Source organism: Vibrio sinensis (assembly GCF_003605645.1).
Lineage (GTDB): Bacteria > Pseudomonadota > Gammaproteobacteria > Enterobacterales > Vibrionaceae > Vibrio > Vibrio sinensis.
Map to the genome: position 1 here is coordinate 274,950 of NZ_QVMU01000002.1, position 22,918 is coordinate 297,867.

The following is a 22,918-nucleotide window of genomic DNA, read 5'->3' on the forward strand; positions in this document are numbered from 1 at the left end:
AGTTTCAAAATAATAAACCTAAATATTCAATGGCGTTCTACTGATACCATGCCTTAAACAAAAAGATAACCAATCCCCCAAGAAACGATTCAATTGCGCTTTTTCGTCTTTTTGAACCATCTTGTCATTGGGATACTCATAACGAGGCTTTACACGCCCTAGATTCGCACTGCTACAAACTTCTGCTACTCGAGCATCGTGATAGAGCCTGACAGACATTTTAGGCAATGGAAACATGGGAACGTCATCGCTTTGACAGATATCGACCAAAGTTGTGTACTTTGTGACCTCTCCCACTTGAATTTGATACGAATTGTTTGCAGCTTGATAACAACGAACATCACCGACGCTTGGCTGTTTCGGAAGCAAAGCGTTCAGTTTGGCATAATTCGTTTCATACATACGCATCAATTCAACAAAGTCGACGTGATACGGTTTTTTATGTGCTATTTCAGCCATTTTTGTCTCAAGCATTGATAATTCAACTCTAACCATTGTAGTGCAATGATAGAGGCACCATTTTCAATTTTCCCATCAACGACCCATTGATAAGCGTGTTGACGACTTACCACATGAACTCGGATGTCTTCACCCTCATAGTCTAAACCATGAACACCTTGCGCTAAAGTAGCATCCACTCGACCAACATAAACATCTAGCATTTCCGAACAACCTCCCGATGAGGGGTAATAGGAGGTCACTTTTTCCAATTCAGAAACATCAATACCGGCTTCTTCTTGAGCTTCTCGTCGTACAACATCATCCGCACTCTCATTAGAGTCAATAATGCCAGCGACTATTTCCAGCTGCCAAGGATGCTTATGTTCTAATGCTCCAACTCGAATCTGCTCAATGATAACCACTTCATCTCGTTGAGGATCGTAAGGCAACATTGCCGCTGCATGCCCGCGTTCAAACATCTCTCGCTCAATGATATCACTCCAACCGCCCTCGAATAATCGATGTTTAAAACAGTATTTCACCATTTTAAAAAAGCCTGAATAGAGTATCTCTTTTGAGATTATTTCGACATCTTGTAATGTAAAGTCGATACCTTGATGGTCGGGCTGTTGCATTTTTCACCTCCATGGAAAAAGATACCACTATATGAGCTTAACTCAGACGGTGATACTTCCGTCAACCGGTGCACTTAGCAAAATAGCACTCACCAATATAAACCGACCTTTAATGACTCTACGCATATTAACGGTCATATTGGTGACTATATTTAAGGTACTGGCGACTAAGGTGCATAGTTTACTCAGAGAGCGACGCTTCTTCCAAGGATATGGCTCAACATTTCATATAATTTTTACAAAATTTTTTAAATAACCCAGCAATTATATTGTACAAGTGGACAATTAAGTGTAAAACTTTGCAAAGTTTAGAGTGAATTAGCGTCAATTTGAGTTAAACTCTTGAACAGAAGAATTCTTTTAATCTGATTGGCAGGAATCAAATCCATGAAAAAACTGCTTCCACTATTTATTAGTGCAGCTCTAGGTAGCTTATCGACAAGTGCTTGGGCTGATACGCTAGCTGAAGTTTATAACCAAGCGAAAGATAACGACCCAACATTGCTAGGTGCGGCTGCACAACGTGATGCGGCATTTGAAGCAGTTACTTCTAGTCGTTCAACTTTGCTACCTCAAATCAACCTGACCGCGGGCTATAACCTGACTCGTGGTGAAACAAAGCTAGATGCAGCGCCGGATCGTAACAACGACCAGAATGCTCTCAGCGCTGGCATTAATTTTTCTCAAGAACTATATCAACGTTCTAGCTGGATCACGCTAGACACGGCAGAGAAAACAGCGCGTCAAGCTGATGCTTCCTATGCAGCTACTCAACAAGCATTAATTTTACGTGTTGCAACCGCGTACTTTGATGTATTACGCGCTCAAGACAACTTGGAATTCGTCCGAGCTGAAAAAGCAGCGGTTGGCCGCCAATTAGAACAAACCAAACAACGCTTTGAAGTAGGTCTATCAGCGATCACTGATGTCCATGATGCGCAAGCACAATACGATGGTGTATTAGCTGATGAAGTATTAGCTAAAAATGCACTAACTAACAGCTATGAAGGACTGCGTGAAATCACCGGTCAAGCACACGCTAATCTTGATGTGTTGGATACAAAACGTTTTGATGCGACCAAAACCAAAACTGCAATTGATGAATTGCTAAAAGAAGCGCAAGAGAAGAACTTGAGCTTATTGAATGCTCGTATTTCTCAAGACGTTGCGAAAGATAACATTTCGCTAGCCAGCTCAGGTCACTTACCATCACTAACTCTAGATGGAGGCTACAACTTTGGCGATATTTCTAGCAGTGATACTATGGATGGCACAACCAACAACTTCAATGTTGGCGTGAACTTAAACGTACCGCTATATACTGGTGGCGACATCACATCAAAAACGAAAACAGCTGAATATAACTACGTTGCAGCAAGCCAAAAACTTGAAGCGACATACCGTAGTGTTGTAAAAGATGTTCGAGCATTTAATAACAACATCAGCGCGTCAATCGGTGCACTAAGAGCTTATGAGCAAACCGTAATCTCTGCAAGATCTGCACTTGAAGCCACTGAAGCTGGTTTTGATGTAGGTACTCGTACGATTGTTGACGTTCTAGACTCAACTCGTCGCCTGTACGATGCAAACAAAAACCTATCAAACGCTCGTTATGACTACATCATTAGTGTTCTTCAATTGCGTCAAGCAGTAGGCACATTAAGTGAGCAAGATATTATGGATATAAATGCGGGCTTACGCCCTGCTAGCTAAGTATTCATCTTTCTTTTTGAATGAAAGATCAAAAAGGGTTGCCATACGGCAACCCTTTTTATTTGATACTAACTAAAGCGGAACTCGATAGAGCAAGTTAACTTAATACACAGTATCAATTAATACTTCTTTCTCTACCAACCACTCTTGCTTGTCACCATGATCAACGCTTATTGCGATGTCTACAGGCTGTTCAGGATCCACCGCTAACTGCCATACGAATGCGACTTCCCATTGGTTTTCATCATGCGTACGTAAATCTAACTGCTCACCATCAATCAACCAAGTTTCATCACCCTGCTTAATCATAATCGCATTTACGCCGAGTTCGGCAGGCAACGTTTGTTGAGATTCCAAATAGAGAGCACCGTGAAGCGTTTGATCTTGTACCTCACCGATTGTCGGCATTTTATTTAGCCAAAGATTACTTTTTAGTTCGATGGTTTGTCCGGAGATCACAATCTGATTATCTTGCGCCCACTGCTGCGTGGATGAATGAGAACTGCACCCCGCCAATAAAACCACACCCAATGCCATCATTACTCTGCTTTTCATTGCTCTACCTCTGCGCTGCTAACCACTCTTTTAGTATCTGAATATCATTGCTGTATTCGTTCTTAATCTCTTCAACCCAATCATCGATATTTTCCCACCAAGCTGGGTATTCTGGCGATTGCGCTAATTGAGCAACACTCTGAATATGCTTCAAGCCTATCGAACCAGCAGCACCTTTGATTTTGTGTGCCTCTGACACTATGCCCTCTTGATGTTTTGCGATCATATTTGATTCAAGAACGGCCATATATTCCGGCATCATATTTTCAAACATGGTTACGCTATCAAACACGGGCTTGGTGCCAACGATACCAATATAAGACTCTAACATGTCAATATCGAGTAAACGTGTGTAGATCTCAGCACAATCTATGTTATCAAATGGTTTTTCTTGTTCTTTCATTACGATCACCTCTTGGGGTTCTTGTGTATGACCGAACTTGGCGATGACATCTTGCACTGCCGTCACCGATAACGGCTTGCTGATCGCCTCACTCATCCCTTTATTCAAATACTCATTCTTGTCTTTGAGCACATTGGCCGTTAGCGCGACTAAAGGCGGTAACGTCTTATAGTGAGTATGGAAATAAGCAGCAATATCAAACCCGGTCATATCCGGTAACTGGATATCTAGGAAGACCAAATCATATTGGTTTGGATCGAACCTTTCTATCGCTTCTGCACCAGTCATCGCAACCGTGACACTATGGCCCATACTCTCAAGCAAAGAACGAGCAACTGTAATATTCAACTCAATGTCTTCAACCATGAAGATGTTCATCTTCGACTGCGTTTGCAATGCTGGCGCCGTCTGCTGTTCAATATCAGCAAGGGGCACGCGAATGGTCACCGTAAATGTGCTACCAAATCCCTCTTCGCTAGAAGCGATAATTTCACCATCCATCATATGGATTAGTTGTTGCGAGACAGCCAAACCAATACCAGTACCCACCGCATGTAAATTATGTTTATTTGATTTCACTTGATAGTACATCGCGAAGATATTCTCGAGTTCCCCCTCTGGGATACCGATACCACTGTCTTCAATTTCCATGACAATATGAGCAAACCCATCCTCATAATCGGCACTCACCGACATTACGACGCCACCTTCTTTGGTGAATTTCATCGCATTGCTAATCAAGTTCCACAGTACCTGTCTTAGTCGTGTCGCATCCACTTCAATTGCAGCAGGTAAATCCGTCAATCGCTCTAGATCAAAGCGTAGGCCTTTTTGTTCTGCCATTAGTGCAGAGATGCTTTCCATCTCTGCTACAAACTCTTCAAAGTTTAATATCGATGGATATAGTTCTAATTTACGACGGTCAAATTTATCCATATCAATAATGTCATTAAAGATATGTCCAAGGGTGATCGCACTAACATTAATCGTTTGCATGTGCTTGCGCTGCTCATCAGTCATCTGGCTATCTAATAGCATCCGACTTAAGCCAACAATACCATTCAGTGGTGTTCGCAATTCATGGCTAATCGTCGAGATAAATGTGGTTTTATCGCGACTGGCTTTCTCTAATGATTCTTCGTAACGCTTACGCTCTGTAATATCTCGACCAAAACCAACAAGACCAAGGTGTCGACCATCCTTGTTGTAAAAAGGCACTTTACGTAATTCAAAATAAATCATTCGACCATCGGGATACTCAAGCCACTGCTCGTATGTTAAGGCTTCATTATTTGCAAAAACCGTCTGATCGGTATCTACAATTTGCTGAGCGATCTCTTTGCTGTACACATCCCAAGGTGTCAAACCAACCAATTCTGATTCATTCTTACCGGTTAATTCTTCCATTTCTCTATTACAGCCAGAAAAAACACCCTCTGCATTACGGTAATAGATCAAATCTGGCGAGGCATCGATAAATGAACGTAACAGAGCGGTACGTTCTGCTAACTCAACTTGTGTGCGTTCACGCTGGAAAACCTCGTTTTCTAGATCGTTCATCGCCTCTTCACGAGCTTCTTCCGCTTTAATTCGCTCTTCGATTTCTTGATTCAGTTTCGTGATGTTTTGCTGCAGCTTATTATTTAACTCAAGATCACGAGAGCGCATATCTTTTAACTTTGAGACCAGCTTAGAAAGACGTTGCCGTGATTCTTCGAGCTGATCAACAACAACAGAAAGGAAATAAACCGCCCAAGGAGTAACAATCAGACCAAAGAAAACTGAGCGAACAATATCGATATCATCAACATGTCCACTTAATACTAGAGTGATACCGACTTGAACGACGACAGCAAGCGCAACAAGCGCTAAAGCCAAAAGAATAGAAAAACGCAATATCCCCAATTTGACCAACAGATCAACATAATATTGGGCAAGATTTTTGATAGGTTTCATTAAGCGCTCCGTGGACAACTGTCGTTAGAGTCTACCTTGTTCGCCAAAATGGGTAAATTAATCCCGCAGGAGAAAGTGCTTAAATATCAGATGTGTGATGTACACTTGTCTGATTTCGTCCGTCAGCTTTGGCTTGATATAGGGCTTCGTCAGCCAAGGCCACTATAGACTCACACTTGTTCTGTGCTTGAGGAATAGTTGAAACTAAACCGATACTCACTGTAACGATGGGAGCGACTTTGGATTGTAAATGCTCAATGGATAATTGAGCGATATGTTCGTGTATTTTCTGAGCGACCAAGCGAGCCCCTAAAAGGGTTGTGTGTGGCAAAATAAAGCCAAACTCTTCACCACCATATCGAGCCACACAATCACTTGAACGAGAAAGTACACTTTCAAAGACTTTAGCTACCTGTATTAGGGCTTCATCGCCTTTTTGGTGGCCATACAAATCGTTATATCCCTTAAAGTAATCAATATCACATAGCATAACGGTCAGCGGTTGTTGCTCGCGGACATGTAAATACCATAAGGTTTCTAGTTGTTCATCAAAACGGCGGCGATTGGATATTTTAGTCAACCCATCAATGAAACTTAAACGCTGCAGCTCTTGGTTTGCTTCTTCTAATTTACGTGCGGCTAAGTAACGCTCAGACACATCCCTAGCCATGATCAATACACCATTAGTCCCAGAGACAGGATCTTTCAAAGGTGATTTAACGACATCATACCAAGCACGTTCGCCATCGGTTCCAAGCACTTGATCGATGTAGCGCAGTGAGCGTCCTAACGTCAACACCTCATCATCCGTTGAAGAAAAACGGCCATACATCTTATCCGGCACAACATCTTCAAGACGCTTGCCGATTAGATCATTAACATCAGAAATACCTAATGCTTTTACAAAGGGTAAATTACACGCTTGATAAACTCGATTTTCATTAAAAATACCAATCGAGTCTGGGCTTGATTCTAAAATGTTCTGTAAAATGGTATCACGCTGAGCCAATGCTACCTCAGTATCTTTTCGCTTATCCATCTCATCACGCAAGCTTTGCTGAACGTTGTACCAATCAGTCACATCATGACTAATACTTAGCATTCCAAGCTTTTCACCTTGTGAAGACATCAGTACTTTTTGGCTAGTTTCAAGTAGACAGCTCTGCCCATCAGCATTCACAGACCAACGGTTGTTATTCGCACGTCCTTTCATAAAACCATGGATATCCGCACATCCCTCATCAATACGCTCTCCCCAATAACGGTTAAACGCACGATTAGTCGCAATAAGTTCGCCCTGATTGTCTTTAACAAAAATCAGCTCTGATAGCGTATCAAATACACTATTAACAATAGAAAGTGCTTTCATCTTTTTCGCGGTTTCCGCGTCCGTAGCCCGATATGGCGTTACATAAAGAAACCATGCGGAGCGGCCTTTGAAAAGGGTTCGACGTCCAGTCATTTCAACCGCAATAGATTGACCTACCGATACAGGCCAATCAAATTGATAACCAGAAAATCCTTTTCCAGAGAATTGCTCTATCAAAGACGTCATCATTTTCGGTGGAATTGACTCTGGCAGAAGATAAGATTTACCGACCAACCGTATTCCTAACAGTTGCATCGCATAAATATTGGTAACCAGAATTCGGCCGCTGCGGGCCTCGACAAGAAGCAATGGCATAGGCGCATCTTGCACGATGGCATCCAATTGCTTTTGATGTTGGCTATATTGCCAAATAAAGAAAAAAAGAAAACAGAACAACAAAATAATGGCGATATCGAACCCATGTCCATGGGCAGTTTCCCAAAACCAGTCCAACGAATATCCCATTATTTTGCTCTTAATAAAACGTACGCTATTTTATACGATTATCATACGCTGTTATCTGGCACTAATCTTGTTTAAGTAATGGTTTTATATATTCAAACGATTGATTAATAGCCGAACCTTGGGCTCCATCACGGTTTAGCGCTCTTCCTATCTCAGTCATAGCTAACCATCTGTTTTCACACCATAGTGGCGATAACAAGGTTGGACGACGAGCAGCTGAAGAGACCCGATGAAAAACCACATCTGGCGGGGTTAAGCGAATCATCTCACTGGCAATTGCCACATAATCTTCTAGCTCAGGAGCTTCCAAACGCCCAGCACGCCAAGCTTTCGCCATGGTGCTACCTTCCACAATATGTAGGCCATGCAACTTAATGCCATCCGTCCCTACTTCCAACACTTGTTCAAGAGTTTTGAGGTTGTCTGCTTGGGTTTCTTTTGGTAGCCCCACAATCAAATGCGTACAGACTTTGATACCCAATGCTCGAGCTCGCTTGGTGATCTCAGCATAGCATTCAAAATCGTGCCCACGGTTAATACGCTTTAAGGTGTCGTTATTCGCGGTTTGTAAACCAAGCTCAAGCCAGATTTCATAGCCTTGCTCAACATACTCTGACAATAAATCAAGCACAGCATCGGGAACACAATCAGGACGAGTACCCACACATAGCCCAACAATATCCGCCGCTTTTAAAGCTTCTTCGTACATGTTTTTCAACACTTGCACTTCAGCATATGTGCTGGTGTAGGCTTGAAAGTAAGCGAGGTATTTTTTCGCCCGGCTAATTTCACCGGCGCGATCTGTTAGTTGCTCAACAATACTTTTTACTTGAGTTTGTTCATCGGCAAACGAAGCGACGTTGCAAAATGTGCAACCCCCGCGGCCTATCGTGCCATCACGATTGGGGCAACTGAATCCCCCATGAAGGGTAAGTTTATGGACTTTTTCACCATAGCGGCGTTGAAGGTCTTGACCAATAGTATTAACAAGTTCGTGTAATTGCATTTGCTTTCGATGAGAATAAAAATCATTAAGATCAGTGTAATTTGATTACACGTTTGGAGGCTTTTTAAAGCGTTCATAATCTAACCACATTTATTAATTTGATCCCTATCACAAATCAATAAACATGCAAAAATTAACGCTTCAGACTGAAAATTACGCAAAAAATAAACATAAAATCTACTTATCCGGCAAAAAAACTGCGTTACATTGCGGAGTTTTGATTGATTTTTAGTCCGAGTAAATTGTAGGATACTTACAGGTTTTACTTGCTCGGCTTCGTGCCAATTAAAAGACTAACTGCAAGAAAATCGGTGATAGACAAACCCCACCTATATAAATCACTACTTTAGTGATGCAGTAAAATGGATATCACCAAGGATTGTCTTTCTCGCAACATTTTTCCTGTGAGAAGAAGAAGGGAATCAAACCTGAGCAACCTCGTTCAGGTGCGAATCAAATAATAAAAGGAAGTGACGTGTGATTAGGTTCGCTTAATCGAAGTGCGTCCAAATTAGATTGGAAGGATGTATCTATGGTAGATAGAGAGCAGAGCACACAAGGTCTGTATACTCCTGAACTGGAGCATGACGCTTGTGGTATCGGTTTTGTTGCTCACTTAAAAAACCGTAAATCTCATGAAGTAGTTACTCAAGCTCTTGATATGCTGGCACGAATGGAACACCGTGGTGGTCAAGGCTGCGATCCATGCAGTGGCGATGGCGCAGGTATTCTACTTCAAAAACCTCATGAATTTCTTTTAGAAGAAACGGTAAAGCTTGGTATCAAGCTGCCTTCTTTTGAAAAATATGGCGTCGGTGTGGTGCTTTTCCCTAAAGACCAACACAAACGCGAGCAATGTCGTGATATTTTAGAACGAAACGCTAAGCGTTTAGACTTAGAAGTAATTGGCTACCGTGTGTTGCCAACAGACAACTCTATGATTGGTGCTGACCCTCTCAGTACTGAACCTCAATTTGAACACGTTTTCGTGTCGGGTGGCCCTGGTACATCACCAGAAGAATTAGAGCGTAAGCTATATGTACTACGTAACTACACGGTGCGTGTATGTTTAGAGAGTATATCGAACATTGGGGATGATTTTTACATCAACTCAATGTCATACAAAACCTTGGTGTATAAAGGTCAGTTAACGACTGAGCAAGTACCACAATACTTCTTAGACTTACAAAACCCAACCATGGTTACAGCACTGGCTCTAGTGCACTCTCGTTTTTCAACCAATACATTCCCGCGCTGGCGTTTAGCTCAACCTTTCCGCTACATTGCTCATAATGGTGAGATCAATACGGTTCGCGGCAACTTGAATTGGATGAAAGCTCGTGAAGCGATCATCGAATCCGATCTATTCACTCAAGCCGAAATCGACATGCTGCTGCCTATTTGTCAGGAAGGCAGTTCAGATTCATCAAACTTTGATATGGCACTAGAGCTCCTAGTTCTCTCTGGTCGTAGCCTGCCACATGCATTAATGATGATGATTCCTGAAGCATGGCAAGAAAATAAAAACATGGACCCGACCCGTCGTGCGTTCTATCAGTACCATGCTAACGTGATGGAACCATGGGATGGCCCAGCCTCTGTTTGTTTCACCGATGGCGTACAAGTTGGTGCAACGCTTGACCGTAATGGCCTACGTCCATCTCGCTATACAGTCACTAAAGATGACTTCTTAGTGATGGCTTCTGAATCAGGCGTAGTCGATATCGCTCCTGAAAATGTGGAATTTCGTGGTCGTTTGCAACCAGGCCGTATCTTCGTTGCCGACCTAGAGCAAGGCCGTATTATTTCTGATGAAGAAGTAAAAGATAGCATTGCTAACTCACAGCCGTACGAGCAATGGGTAAAAGAAAATCTACTTAGCCTTAACAAGCTACCGGATGCAAGCAACGAATTTAGCCAACCATCACCAGAGAAGCTACTACACAAGCAACAATCATTTGGTGTCAGCTCTGAAGAAGTCAACGAAATCATTCTTCCTCTTGCAAAAACAGGCTACGAGCCACTTTCTGCAATGGGTGCAGACTGGCCGCTCGCAATTCTTTCGCATCAATCTCAACACCTATCAAACTACTTTAAACAGTTATTTGCACAGGTAACCAACCCACCGATCGACCCGATCCGTGAACGGATGGTGATGTCTCTGAATACTTATCTCGGTAAGGATCAGAACCTACTGACAGAAACCCCTGAACACTGCCAAAAGGTTGAACTTGAATCTCCAGTACTCTCTAACTCTGAGTTAGAAAAACTGCGTGCTATCGATAATGAGCACCTTCAAGCGAAAACTTTGGATATCGTATTCCAAGCCAATGGAGATGCGGGTAAGTTAGAGCGAGCTCTAAAACGTATCTGTCAATATGCAGAAGATGCTGTGATCGACGGTTACTCAATCATTCTATTGACGGATCGTGCAACCAACTCTAACCACGCTGCGATTCCAGCGATGCTAGCGGTCGGTGCCGTTCACCACCACTTAATTCGCAAAGGTCTACGTGCTAAGTGTGACATCGTTGTTGAAACGGGTGACGCACGAGAAACCCATCACTTCGCAACATTGATTGGTTATGGCGCAAACGCAGTTAACCCATACCTAGTCATTGAAACGATCGTTGAGCTACAGCGTACAAAGAAACTAGACCCAACTATTTCAGCGAAAGAGTACTTCAATAATTACCGTAAAGGCGTTAATGGCGGTCTACTGAAAATATTCTCTAAGATGGGTATTTCAACGTTACAGTCATACCATGGTGCGCAAATTTTTGAAGCTCTGGGCATCAGCAAATCAGTGGTAGAAAAATATTTCACTGGTACAGTTTCACGAATCCAAGGTCTGACGATCGACGATATCGCGAGAGAAGTGCTGGTACGCCACCGTGTTGGTTACCCAACCCGTGAGATCCCAGTACAGGTTCTTGATGTGGGTGGTGTTTACCAATGGAAGCAACGTGGCGAAAAACACTTATTTAACCCTGAGACAATTTCGTTACTGCAAGAATCAACACGTAACAAAGACTACGTTCAATTTAAGCAATATGCGAAAGCTGTTGATGATCAAGGTGATAACGCAGCAACACTGCGCAGCCAACTAGATTTCATCAAAAATCCGGCAGGTTCAATCCCGCTAGAAGATGTAGAGCCGATTGAAAATATTCTCAAACGCTTTGCTACTGGTGCCATGTCGTTTGGTTCGATTTCCCATGAAGCGCACTCTACGCTTGCGGTCGCGATGAACCGTATCGGTGCGAAATCAAATTCAGGCGAAGGCGGCGAAGATCCAGCCCGTTTTGAGAAGAAAGATAATGGTGACTGGGAACGTTCAGCGATTAAACAAGTCGCATCTGGCCGTTTTGGCGTGACCTCTTACTACCTAACCAATGCTGATGAGCTACAAATTAAGATGGCTCAAGGGGCAAAACCTGGTGAGGGTGGTCAACTACCTGGTGACAAGGTCGATGACTGGATCGGGGCCACACGTCACTCAACGCCAGGAGTGGGTCTTATTTCCCCACCACCACATCATGACATTTACTCAATCGAAGATTTGGCTCAGTTGATCTACGATTTGAAAAATGCCAACCGAGCAGGCCGAGTTAACGTGAAGTTAGTATCGGAAGCTGGCGTTGGTACGATTGCCTCAGGTGTTGCGAAAGCCAAAGCTGATGTGGTTCTCATTGCCGGTTTTGATGGTGGTACAGGTGCATCTCCGATGTCATCCATTCGTCATACAGGTCTTCCTTGGGAATTAGGTCTAGCAGAAACTCACCAAACGCTACTGAAAAACGGTCTACGTAACCGTATCGTCGTTCAGTCAGATGGACAGATGAAAACCCCTCGAGATCTTGCCGTAGCGACGCTACTGGGCGCAGAGGAATGGGGCGTTGCTACCGCAGCACTTGTGGTTGAAGGTTGTATCATGATGCGTAAGTGTCATAAAAATACTTGTCCGGTTGGTATCGCAACTCAAAATAAAACACTACGTGAACGCTTTGACGGTCGTGTAGAAGACGTGGTGACGTTCTTCCAATACATGGCAGAAGGGCTGCGTGAAGTGATGGCTGAACTTGGTTTCCGTTCGATTGAAGAAATGGTAGGTCAATCTCACAAACTTAAAGTTCGTGAAGATATTGGCCACTGGAAATACAAAAACCTCGATCTTACACCTGTTTTGCACATTGAACATGCACGTAAAGAAGATGGTGTCTATAACCAAACTCAACAAAATCACAACCTCGAAAACGTATTGGATCGTAAGCTAATCCAAGCCGCTATACCGGCGCTTGAAAAAGGCGAATCGGTTACCGCTGAGTTCCCAATCATTAACACAGACCGTTCTGTGGGTACTATGCTGTCGAACGAGATTTCGAAAGTGTACAAAGACCAAGGTCTTCCGCAACCAATGAACGTTAAGTTCTACGGTTCTGCGGGACAATCTTTCGGTGCGTTCCTTGCGAAAGGAGTTAAGTTTGAAGTCGAAGGTGATGCGAACGACTACTGGGGCAAAGGTTTATCTGGCGGTACTTTGGTACTTTACCCAGATGCAAAATCAACCATCGTAGCCGAAGACAACATCGTTGTAGGTAACGTCTGTTTCTACGGAGCAACCTCGGGTGAGTCTTTCATTCGCGGTATGGCTGGCGAACGTTTCTGTGTTCGTAACTCAGGAGCAAAAGTCGTCGTCGAGGGTATTGGTGATCACGGCTGTGAATACATGACAGGCGGTACAGCTATTATCCTTGGCTCGACAGGCCGCAACTTTGCTGCTGGTATGAGCGGTGGTGTTGCCTATGTCTGGGATAAAGTCGGTGATTTTGAAACTAAGCTGAACCCTGAACTGGTCGACCTAGATCCTATCGAGCAAGAAGATAAAGATCTTCTACTGGACATGCTAACTAAGCATGTCGAATTCACAGGAAGTGAAGTGGCTCAATCTTTCCTAGACAATTTTGAAGCGAGTTTAACCTCATTGGTTAAGGTCATGCCGCGTGATTACAAAGCCGTACTTCAAAAGCGTAAAGCGAACACTGAGCAGACACAAACGGAAGAAGTGGAGGCAGTATAATGGGTAAGCCTACTGGATTTTTAGAGCATGGTCGCGAGCTTCCACAGAAGCTCGATCCATCGGTTCGCATCGAAGATAACAAAGAGTTCGTTCTCAACGAAGAGTTCGGCGACAAAATTAACACTCAGGCTTCTCGCTGTATGGACTGTGGTGTACCGTTTTGTCATAACGGCTGCCCTATCGGCAACATCATTCCTGAGTTTAACGATGCGGTTTATCGTGATAGTTGGGAAGAGGCTTGGAACATTCTTAGCTCAACCAATAACTTCCCTGAATTTACTGGTCGTGTATGTCCAGCACCTTGCGAAAGTGCGTGTGTACTTGGTATTAACCAAGATCCAATCACTATCTGTAACATCGAGAAAACCATTGTAGAAACCGCCTATCGCGAGGGCTACGCCAAACCAAAAAAACCACGTGTTCGTACTGGTAAGACCGTAGCTATCATAGGTTCAGGCCCTGCGGGTCTAGCTGCCGCTGAGCAGCTCAATAGTGCTGGCCATTGCGTCACAGTGTTTGAGCGTGATGAAAAAGTCGGTGGTCTACTACGTTTTGGTATCCCTGACTTCAAACTCGGTATGGATGTCATTGATCGTAAGATTAATCTAATGACAGATGCTGGTATTGAATTCAAAGTGAATCAACACATTGGTGTTGATGTAAATGCACAACAACTTCGTCAAGAGTTTGATGTCGTATTGCTCACTGGTGGCTCTACAGTACCTCGTGACTTACCAATTCCTGGCCGTGAACTTAAAGGCGTTCATTTTGCTATGGAATTCCTAGGCCAAAACAATCGTCGAGCTAACGACATGGATCTGAAGGCTGAAGAAATTCATGCGAAAGACAAGCATGTTGTGGTTATCGGGGGTGGTGATACGGGCTCTGACTGTGTCGGCACATCAAACCGTCATAAAGCAACGAGCATCACTCAAGTAGAAATAATGCCAGTTCCGCCAGAACAGCGCCCTGCTAATATGCCTTGGCCGCAATATCCAATGATCATGAAAACCACCACTTCACACGAAGAGGGTTGTGAGCGTCATTGGAATATTCTGACTAAAGAGTTTATCGGTAATGATAAAGGTGAAGTAACCGGGCTACGCATTGCTGACATCGTCTGGCAAGATGCTAAGCCAGGTGAACGCCCTGGATTTGACGAAGTCGCGAACTCCGAAAGAGTTATTCCATGTGATATGGCATTCCTTGCGATGGGCTTCTTACATCCAGAGCCTACTGGTGTCCTTGCTCAACTTGACGTAAAACTCGACGAGCGTGGAAACGTGGCTACTGAAGGGTTTGCCACTAGCCAAAAAGGTGTATTCGCTGCTGGTGACATGCGTACTGGGCAATCTTTAGTCGTTCGTTGTATTAACGAAGGTCGAGAGTGTGCAATTGAGATTGATCGCTACCTTATGGGTAACTCAAATCTTGAAGCAAAAGCGAATTCATTAATGCTTTCTGCTTAACAAAATTTGGCGAGGCCCTGTCTCGCCATAAACGGTTCCTTCCGTCTAAACCTTTGACCAGTCATATAGGCTGGTCTTTTTTATTTTTACTATTTTATTTCTAATTGTTTTTCATTTCTGTGATTTAACGTTTCTCATCTCTTTAACCGAGTCTGCTAAACTAAAAAACTTATAAATTCAAAGACAAATACTATGAGACGAGCGCTATTTTCATGCATTGGTAGCTTAATTCTGACCGGATGCAGCCACGGGGGAACGATAATGACGAGCAAAATTAATCAAATTTGCGGCGACAAACCCAACTGTGTGTCGACCATGGATCAGCGCGAACAGCACCAATTAGCGCCTTTTCTATTACGATCTGATACAACAATCAAAGATATCGAACAAGTCGCTCTGCAGCTCCCTGGAGCCAAAACGATCATTAGTGAAGATAACTATTTACACATTGCATGCACCAGCAAAATCATGCGCTTTGTTGATGACTTAGAGTTAGAAATTAACGATAACCAACTCACAGTAAGATCAGAATCTCGTGTCGGCTATTCCGACTTTGGAGTTAACCGTAAGCGTGCTGAACAATTAAGAAAATTACTTACACAAGCAGATCTGTTAGCCGATTAATCAACCTACTGCCCGCATGAGTAACAGCAATGAATAGCAAAAATTCTAAACAAAAAAGCCATGGTGATTACCATGGCTTTTTTAATTCTCAGTTTTAGTACGAAACTGTTTTCTACGATTTCGTTACGCGAACTTATTCGACATCAACTGGTTCGCGAAATACCACTAAGCGTTTCGGTGCAACTCGACCATTGTCGTCAATCTGAGCGACACCAATAAAGAGTTTCTCTTCACCGCTTGTCATTCTCACAGTTCCGTCAACAGGAGCACCGGTGACTTGAACTGGCATACCGTGTTGAACTAAATCAGTCAGTTCAGCATTCAAGTTCACTTCAGGTAAATCTTCTACCGCACTGTCCATAGGCATTAGCAATGGATCAAGTAGCTCACGAGGAGCAATCTCGTCACGATGAGCTTGTTCTAGCAATTCGTTTAATTGCTCAAGCGTCACCATTTTCTCATAAGGATATTTAGCCACAGCGGTACGACGAAGCATCGTCACGTGTGCGCCACAACCTAATAGTTCGCCTAAATCATCAACGATTGTGCGAATGTAGGTGCCTTTTGAGCAATGTACTTCCATCTCAACTTCATCACCTTCAAAGCGATGTAGGACAATTTCGTACACAGTGATTTTGCGAGACTCACGAGGGACTTCAATACCTGCTCGTGCGTATTCGTACAAAGGCTTACCTTGGTATTTTAACGCAGAGAACATAGATGGCACTTGATCCGATTCGCCACGGAAAGTTTCGATACTCGCTTCCAGTTTCGCTAAATCAACATCGATAGGACGAGTTTCAACAACTTCACCATCAGAATCTGAGGTGTTAGTGCGCTCGCCAAGCTTTGCAATCACGCGGTAGCGTTTATCCGAATCGAGCAAAAACTGGGAAAACTTGGTCGCTTCACCCAAGCAAATTGGCAACATGCCAGTTGCAAGTGGATCTAGAGCGCCAGTATGACCGGCTTTTTCAGCAAAGTAGATGCGTTTTACTTTTTGAAGCGCATCATTTGAAGAAATACCCGTTGGTTTATCCAGTAGGATCACACCATCAATTGGACGACCTTTGCGACGACGTGCCATTACTCTTCGTCCTCACGACCAGCTTCTTTTTTCTTACGCTTGTCTTCGCTCAGTACTTCACTTACTAGGCTAGACATACGCATACCCTCGACTAATGTATTGTCGTAAGTAAAACGAACTTCTGGAGTTAGGCGATGACGAATGCGTTTACCAAGCATCATGCGTACTGGCACTTCATGCTCTTTAAGAGCAGCTAGGCAACTTTCAGGTGTTTGCTCACCAACGCATAGAAACGTCACAAATACCTTTGCGTATGCAAGGTCACGAGACACTTCTACGTCAGAAATAGTCACCATACCTAAACGAGAGTCACGAACTTCACGTTGTAGGATAAGTGCTAATTCTTTCTGTAATTGCTGCGCAACACGTTGCGAGCGGCTAAATTCTTTTGACATATCTTTTCTCACTAAACTTCAATGTAGATGATTTACCTACACTGAAAATGAAAGAATGGGGGGATGGTTAATACCAGCCCCCCATGGCGTATTCAACAACCTATCACTGACTGATGTCAGTAATATTAGTCAATTAGTCTAGAGTACGTTTAATCTCAATGATTTCGAATACTTCGATTTGGTCACCAACGCGAACATCATTGTAGTTCTTAACGCCGATACCACATTCGTAGCCATTCTTAACTTCTTGAACGTCATCTTTAAAGCGACGTAGTGACTCAAGCTCACCTTCATAGATAACAACGTTTTCACGTAGTACGCGAATTGGGTTGCTACGTTTGATGGTACCTTCAGTAACCATACAGCCAGCGATTGCGCCCAGTTTTGGTGACTTAAATACGTCACGAACTTCAGCAAGACCAATAATCTCTTGCTTGAATTCTGGAGCAAGCATACCGCCCATCGCTTGTTTCACTTCGTCAATCAATTGGTAAATGATTGAGTAGTAACGAAGATCAACGTTAGCTGATTCAATTGCACGACGTGCTGAAGTATCTGCACGAACGTTAAAGCCTAGGATGATAGCATTTGAAGCTTCAGCAAGAACTGCATCAGTTTCAGTAATACCACCAACACCAGAACCTACGATGTTAACTTTTACTTCTTCAGTAGAAAGTTTACGTAGAGAATCTGCAATTGCTTCAACAGAACCTTGTACGTCAGCTTTAAGCACAACGTTTAGTTCAGCTACTTCACCAGCAGTCATGTTAGAGAACATATTCTCTAGCTTAGATTTCTGTTGACGAGCAAGTTTCACATCACGGAATTTACCCTGACGGTAGTTTGCAACTTCACGAGCTTTACGCTCATCACGAACTACTGTTGCTTCATCACCAGACGCTGGTACACCAGAAAGACCAATGATCTCTACTGGAATAGATGGACCTGCTTCAGTGATCTCTTGACCATTTTCGTCGCGCATTGCACGAACACGGCCATATTCTTGACCACATAGTAAGATATCACCTTTGTGCAATGTACCTGATTGAACAAGTACTGTAGCAACTGGACCACGACCTTTATCAAGACGAGATTCAACTACAACACCAGATGCCATACCTTGCTTAACAGCAGTTAGCTCTAGAACTTCTGATTGAAGAAGAATAGTTTCTAGCAGACCTTCGATGTTTGTACCCTGTTTAGCAGAGATGTGAACGAACATGTTCTCACCGCCCCACTCCTCAGGAATTACGTCGTACTGAGCAAGCTCATTTTTAACGTTATCTGGGTTTGCGTCTTCTTTATCGATCTTGTTCACAGCAACAATCAGAGGTACACCAGCCGCTTTCGCGTGTTGGATAGCTTCGATTGTTTGTGGCATAACGCCATCATCTGCTGCAACAACTAGAACAACGATATCTGTCGCTTGAGCACCACGAGCACGCATTGCAGTAAATGCCGCGTGTCCTGGAGTATCAAGGAACGTAATCATGCCGTTTTCAGTTTCAACGTGGTATGCACCGATGTGCTGTGTGATACCGCCCGCTTCACCTGAAGCAACGTGTGCTTTACGGATGTAGTCAAGTGTCGAAGTTTTACCGTGGTCAACGTGACCCATGATAGTAACAACTGGAGCACGAGGAACTGCCTCTGCGTTCACGTCACGATCAGAAAGTACCGCTTCTTCAAGTTCGTTCTCTTTACGAAGAACAACCTTGTGGCCAAACTCTTCAGCAACAAGTTGTGCTGTTTCTTGGTCGATCACTTGGTTGATGGTTGCCATAGCACCCATCTTCATCATTGATTTGATAACTTCAGTTGCTTTTACTGACATTTTGCTTGCCAGTTCAGAAAGCACGATCGTTTCACCGATCACAACTGCCTGTTTTGCAACAGTTGCTGTCTTATCAAAACCATGTTGCATAGACGCTGGCTTAGCCATTCTGCCTTTGCGACCACGTGAGCCACGCTCTTGGTTGTCGTTTTTAGAAGACATTTTCTTCTGTTTACGACGACGACTAGTACCGCCTTCTTCACGACGATCTGCTTCATCTTCGGCTTCTCGTGCGTAACTTGAAGTCGTTACATGGTAATCTGTATTTTCCATATCACCCTTTTTCTTTTCTGCAGCAGACCAACGCTCTTTATTCTTCTCAGCCAATTCGCGAGCTTCTTCAAGCTTGCGCTGACTTTCCTCTTCAGCCTTACGCTTAGCTTCTTCTTCCTGACGACGTTTAAGCTCGTCGGCCTCTTTTCGTGCTGCTTGTTGCTTAGATTTCGCTTCAGCATCGCGCTTAACTTCTTCATCAGTCTTCTGCGATACTTTGTCTTTTGCGTCACGTTTCGCTTTTTCTTCAGCTTCACGTTTTGCTTCAGCTTCACGCTTAGCTTTCTCTTCAGCTTCGCGTTTTGCTACTTCTTCAGCTTCACGCTTTGCTGCTTCTTCAGCTTGGCGTGCTGCTTCTTCTGCTTCACGCTGAGCTGCTTCTTCAGCTTCGCGTGTCGCTTCGTCTTCAATTGTGCTGCGCTTTACGTATGTACGTTTTTTGCGCACCTCAACCTGAACATTTTTACTCTTGCCGCCACCCGCGTTAACGCTTAGTGTGCTACGAGTTTTGCGCTGTAAAGTTAAGCGAGTAGGCTCTGAATCGCCTGAAGTATCACCGTGCTCTTTCTTTAGATGAGAGAGAAGCGTCTGCTTCTCTTCATCAGAAACACTGTCTGTACCCGCTTTCTTCATACCAGCGTCAGCAAGTTGCTCGATCAAGCGGTCAACTGGAGTTCCAATCTCTTCACTCAGTGCTTTAACTGTTAATTGTGTCATGCCGCTTCCTCCTTGCTGAATTAAACTTCTTCGCCGAACCAGCAGATGTTACGTGCAGCCATGATTAGCTCACCTGCGCGTTCTTCTGTCAGTCCTTCAATACCTTCTATATCGTCAATGCCTTGGTCAGCAAGATCTTCTAGTGTAATAACACCTTTTGCTGCCAATTTAAATGCCATTTCGCGCTCAAGGCCTTCCAATCCAAGAAGGTCTTCTGCTGGCTCAAGACCGTCGAATGATTCTTCTTGAGCAAGAGCGATTGTAGTCAGTGCATCTTTTGCACGATTACGTAACTCTTCAACAAGATCTTCATCTAGACCATCTACTTCTAAAAGCTCATGCAGTGGTACATAGGCAACTTCTTCTAATGTAGAGAAGCCTTCTTCAACAAGAAGTTGAGCAAAATCTTCTTCAAGGTCTAGATACTTCATAAAGTTCTCAATAGACGCTTGTGATTCTTCTGCGTGTTTCTTCTGTAGATCTGCCACTGTCATTACATTCAGTTCCCAACCAGTTAGTTGAGAAGCTAGACGTACGTTTTGACCGTTGCGACCGATTGCTTGAGCTAGATTATCAGCTTCAACAGCAATATCCATTGAATGTGTATCTTCATCGACGATGATAGACGCAACATCAGCTGGTGCCATAGCATTGATCACAAATTGTGCAGCATTGTCATCCCAAAGGACGATATCAATACGCTCGCCGCCAAGTTCGCTTGAAACAGCTTGTACACGCGCACCGCGCATACCAACACATGCACCAACAGGGTCGATACGTTTGTCGTTTGTTTTCACTGCGATTTTAGCACGAGAACCTGGATCACGAGCAGCGCCTTTCAATTCGATGATTTCTTCAGCGATTTCTGGCACTTCTACGCGGAACAGTTCAGCCAACATTTCTGGCTTAGAACGTGTAATAAACAGTTGGAAACCACGCGCTTCAGGAGCTACTTTGTATAGCAGACCACGTACACGGTCACCTGGGCGGAAGTTTTCACGAGGTAACTGGTCATCACGTAGGATAACAGCTTCAGCATTGTTACCAAGATCTAGTACGATCGTTTCACGGTTTACTTTCTTAACTACGCCAGTAACTAGCTCACCTTCATTGTCGATGAATTGTTCAACAATTTGTGCGCGCTCAGCTTCACGTACTTTTTGTACGATTACTTGTTTCGCAGTTTGAGTCGTAATACGGTCAAACGTTACAGATTCAATTTCATCTTCAACGAAGTCGCCTGGGTTAAGCGTTTCGTCTTCATAACGCGCAGCGTCAAGAGAGATTTCTTTTGTTGGGAATTCAACTTCCTCAACAACCAACCAACGACGGAAAGTTACAAACTCACCGGTTTTACGGTCGATTTCAACACGAACATCGATTTCTAGTTCATGTTTTTTCTTAGTTGATGTAGCCAGAGCAATTTCTAGTGCCTCAAAAATGCGCTCACGAGGTACCGCTTTTTCGTTCGATACTGCTTCTGCTACCGCTAAAATTTCTTTACTCATTTTATTTAGCCTCTAAGCTTCAATTTTTTTAGGGGTACTAAAATTTAGGGATCAAGTTAGCTTTTGAAATGTTGCTTAAGGCAAAGAATTCTTCTTGCCCATCAACAGTAACCGTAATGGTTTCGCCTTCAACAGAATGAATAATACCTTTCCATTTACGACGGTTGCCAACAGCCATTTTCAAAACAATGTTGGCCTCGTGACCAATAAATTGCTCATAATGTGCAGCTTTAAAAAGTGGTCTTTCTAAACCTGGAGAAGACACTTCTAAGTAGTATGCTACAGAAATTGGATCTTCAACATCTAATACAGCGCTCGCCTGGTGACTAACTTCTGCACAAGCATCCACATTAATGCCATCTTCATGATCAATGTAAATACGTAGCGTTGAGTGCTCGCCAGCGCGAATAAATTCTAATCCAACTAACTCATAACCTAATGCAGCTACTGGAGCTTCAAGTAATTCAGTTAGTTGCTTCTCTAAACCAGTCATTTCAACCACTCCAGAAACAAAAAAAGGGCACAGAGCCCAATTTAAATTCCAAGCAAGCTCTGAATTTTCGTCAAGAAAATTCAGATAATAAAAAACCCCGAAAGTCGGGGTTTAGAATTGCTGGACCCTGATGCGTCAAACATAAATGCTTGACTCACAGCTATCACTAATAACTGTGCAAACCTGTCAACATCCTAAAAGGATTGGTTGCGGGGGCCGGATTTGAACCGACGACCTTCGGGTTATGAGCCCGACGAGCTACCAAGCTGCTCCACCCCGCGTCCGACTTGTGAGCAATTATACGCTCTCCAAGTTGTTTTACAAGTTTGTAAACCAATGGTGCCGAGAGAGGGACTCGAACCCTCACACCTAAGGCACTAGCACCTCATGCTAGCGTGTCTACCAATTTCACCATCTCGGCATATTTAGCTTATTGAGGAATGTCATTACCCGTTGGGGCAGGAACATCACTCACACTACCAGCTTGCTCAACAACTGTACCTTGAGTAGGGTCAACCCACTGAGATTCAGTTTTGTGCGTTGACATGTTGCCAAGCACCAAGCTAATAATGAAAAATACTGTTGCAAAAATTGCAGTCATTCGGGTTAAAAAATTGCCAGAGCCGCTTGCGCCAAACACTGTGTTTGATGCGCCTGCACCGAATGAGGCTCCCATATCTGCGCCTTTACCTTGTTGAATCAACACTAGGCCGATTACACCAATCGCCGCCAACAGGTAAATCACAAGTAGAACAGTAAACATTATTTCCACCTATGTTCCAAATTGTTGAGCCAGCGCCGTTCAGAATAACATTCCAGAACAAGGCTAGCGCCCTCCATCTTGAAGGCCGAGCAATACTAACGAATGGAACTCTTCCTGACAAGCGAAAAATCA

Annotated in this window: 16 protein-coding genes and 2 tRNA genes; 4 read left to right on the forward strand and 14 right to left on the reverse strand. The window is 43.6% G+C overall.

The genetic code is table 11. The features are described from left to right. Positions 1–18: 18 nt before the first annotated feature. Positions 19–459, reverse strand: a complete 441-nt coding sequence (locus DZ860_RS04715) for a DUF1249 family protein (protein WP_120029768.1) — start codon at positions 457–459, stop codon at positions 19–21. After that, positions 447–1,076: an ADP-ribose diphosphatase gene (gene nudF / locus DZ860_RS04720; protein WP_120029769.1), complete on the reverse strand. Its 630-nt coding sequence runs from the start codon at positions 1,074–1,076 to the stop codon at positions 447–449. The genes DZ860_RS04715 and nudF overlap by 13 nt, the downstream gene beginning before the upstream one ends. 387 nt (positions 1,077–1,463) lie before the next feature. Here nudF and tolC point away from each other — a divergent pair, with 387 nt between their 5' ends. Next, on the forward strand, positions 1,464–2,789 hold the full coding sequence (gene tolC / locus DZ860_RS04725) for an outer membrane channel protein TolC (protein ID WP_120029770.1): 1,326 nt from the start codon (positions 1,464–1,466) through the stop codon (positions 2,787–2,789). 102 nt (positions 2,790–2,891) lie between these two features. On the opposite strand, the gene DZ860_RS04730 is transcribed toward tolC, so the two are convergent. The 4 genes from DZ860_RS04730 to mnmL all read right to left on the reverse strand — a co-directional run bounded on the left by DZ860_RS04730 (position 2,892) and on the right by mnmL (position 8,543). After that, positions 2,892–3,344, reverse strand: coding sequence for a hypothetical protein (locus DZ860_RS04730; RefSeq protein ID WP_120029771.1), 453 nt, complete (start codon positions 3,342–3,344; stop codon positions 2,892–2,894). A 4-nt stretch (positions 3,345–3,348) separates the two neighbouring features. Beyond that, positions 3,349–5,703 carry an aerobic respiration two-component sensor histidine kinase ArcB gene (gene arcB / locus DZ860_RS04735; protein ID WP_120029772.1) on the reverse strand — a complete coding sequence of 785 codons (2,355 nt, stop codon included), beginning with the start codon at positions 5,701–5,703 and terminating at the stop codon, positions 3,349–3,351. Between the two features lie 79 nt (positions 5,704–5,782). Next, on the reverse strand, positions 5,783–7,537 hold the full coding sequence (locus tag DZ860_RS04740) for a GGDEF domain-containing protein (RefSeq protein WP_120029773.1): 1,755 nt from the start codon (positions 7,535–7,537) through the stop codon (positions 5,783–5,785). Between the two features lie 61 nt (positions 7,538–7,598). Next, positions 7,599–8,543, reverse strand: a complete 945-nt coding sequence (mnmL, locus tag DZ860_RS04745; RefSeq protein WP_120029774.1) for a tRNA modification radical SAM protein MnmL/YtqA — start codon at positions 8,541–8,543, stop codon at positions 7,599–7,601. 532 nt (positions 8,544–9,075) lie between these two features. On the opposite strand from mnmL, the gene gltB reads away from it, so the two are divergent. From gltB to DZ860_RS04760, 3 genes are all read left to right on the forward strand, one after another. After that, positions 9,076–13,623 (forward strand): glutamate synthase large subunit, encoded by a 4,548-nt coding sequence (gene gltB / locus DZ860_RS04750; RefSeq protein ID WP_120029775.1) that lies wholly within the window; start codon positions 9,076–9,078, stop codon positions 13,621–13,623. After that, complete coding sequence (locus tag DZ860_RS04755; RefSeq protein ID WP_120029776.1) at positions 13,623–15,092, forward strand: glutamate synthase subunit beta; 1,470 nt, start codon at positions 13,623–13,625, stop codon at positions 15,090–15,092. The genes gltB and DZ860_RS04755 overlap by 1 nt, the downstream gene beginning before the upstream one ends. A 192-nt stretch (positions 15,093–15,284) precedes the next feature. Next, positions 15,285–15,716, forward strand: coding sequence for a DUF1499 domain-containing protein (locus DZ860_RS04760; protein ID WP_120029777.1), 432 nt, complete (start codon positions 15,285–15,287; stop codon positions 15,714–15,716). A 133-nt stretch (positions 15,717–15,849) separates the two neighbouring features. Here the strand turns inward: DZ860_RS04760 and truB are convergent, their stop codons facing one another. From truB to secG, 8 genes are all read right to left on the reverse strand, one after another. Further along, on the reverse strand, positions 15,850–16,803 hold the full coding sequence (gene truB, locus DZ860_RS04765) for a tRNA pseudouridine(55) synthase TruB (protein WP_120029778.1): 954 nt from the start codon (positions 16,801–16,803) through the stop codon (positions 15,850–15,852). Continuing rightward, positions 16,803–17,198: a 30S ribosome-binding factor RbfA gene (rbfA, locus tag DZ860_RS04770; RefSeq protein WP_120029779.1), complete on the reverse strand. Its 396-nt coding sequence runs from the start codon at positions 17,196–17,198 to the stop codon at positions 16,803–16,805. The genes truB and rbfA overlap by 1 nt, the downstream gene beginning before the upstream one ends. A 133-nt stretch (positions 17,199–17,331) precedes the next feature. After that, positions 17,332–20,022 (reverse strand): translation initiation factor IF-2, encoded by a 2,691-nt coding sequence (infB, locus tag DZ860_RS04775; protein WP_120029780.1) that lies wholly within the window; start codon positions 20,020–20,022, stop codon positions 17,332–17,334. Between the two features lie 20 nt (positions 20,023–20,042). Continuing rightward, positions 20,043–21,530, reverse strand: a complete 1,488-nt coding sequence (gene nusA, locus DZ860_RS04780; protein WP_120029781.1) for a transcription termination factor NusA — start codon at positions 21,528–21,530, stop codon at positions 20,043–20,045. A gap of 37 nt (positions 21,531–21,567) precedes the next feature. Beyond that, positions 21,568–22,023 carry a ribosome maturation factor RimP gene (rimP, locus tag DZ860_RS04785; RefSeq protein ID WP_120029782.1) on the reverse strand — a complete coding sequence of 152 codons (456 nt, stop codon included), beginning with the start codon at positions 22,021–22,023 and terminating at the stop codon, positions 21,568–21,570. Positions 22,024–22,227: 204 nt separating this feature from the next. Next, a tRNA-Met gene (locus DZ860_RS04790) sits at positions 22,228–22,304 on the reverse strand. Between the two features lie 56 nt (positions 22,305–22,360). Further along, positions 22,361–22,444 (reverse strand) — tRNA-Leu (locus tag DZ860_RS04795). Between the two features lie 9 nt (positions 22,445–22,453). Then, entirely contained in the window at positions 22,454–22,786 is a 333-nt protein-coding gene (gene secG / locus DZ860_RS04800) for a preprotein translocase subunit SecG (RefSeq protein WP_120029783.1), read from the reverse strand. Positions 22,787–22,918 lie beyond the last annotated feature (132 nt).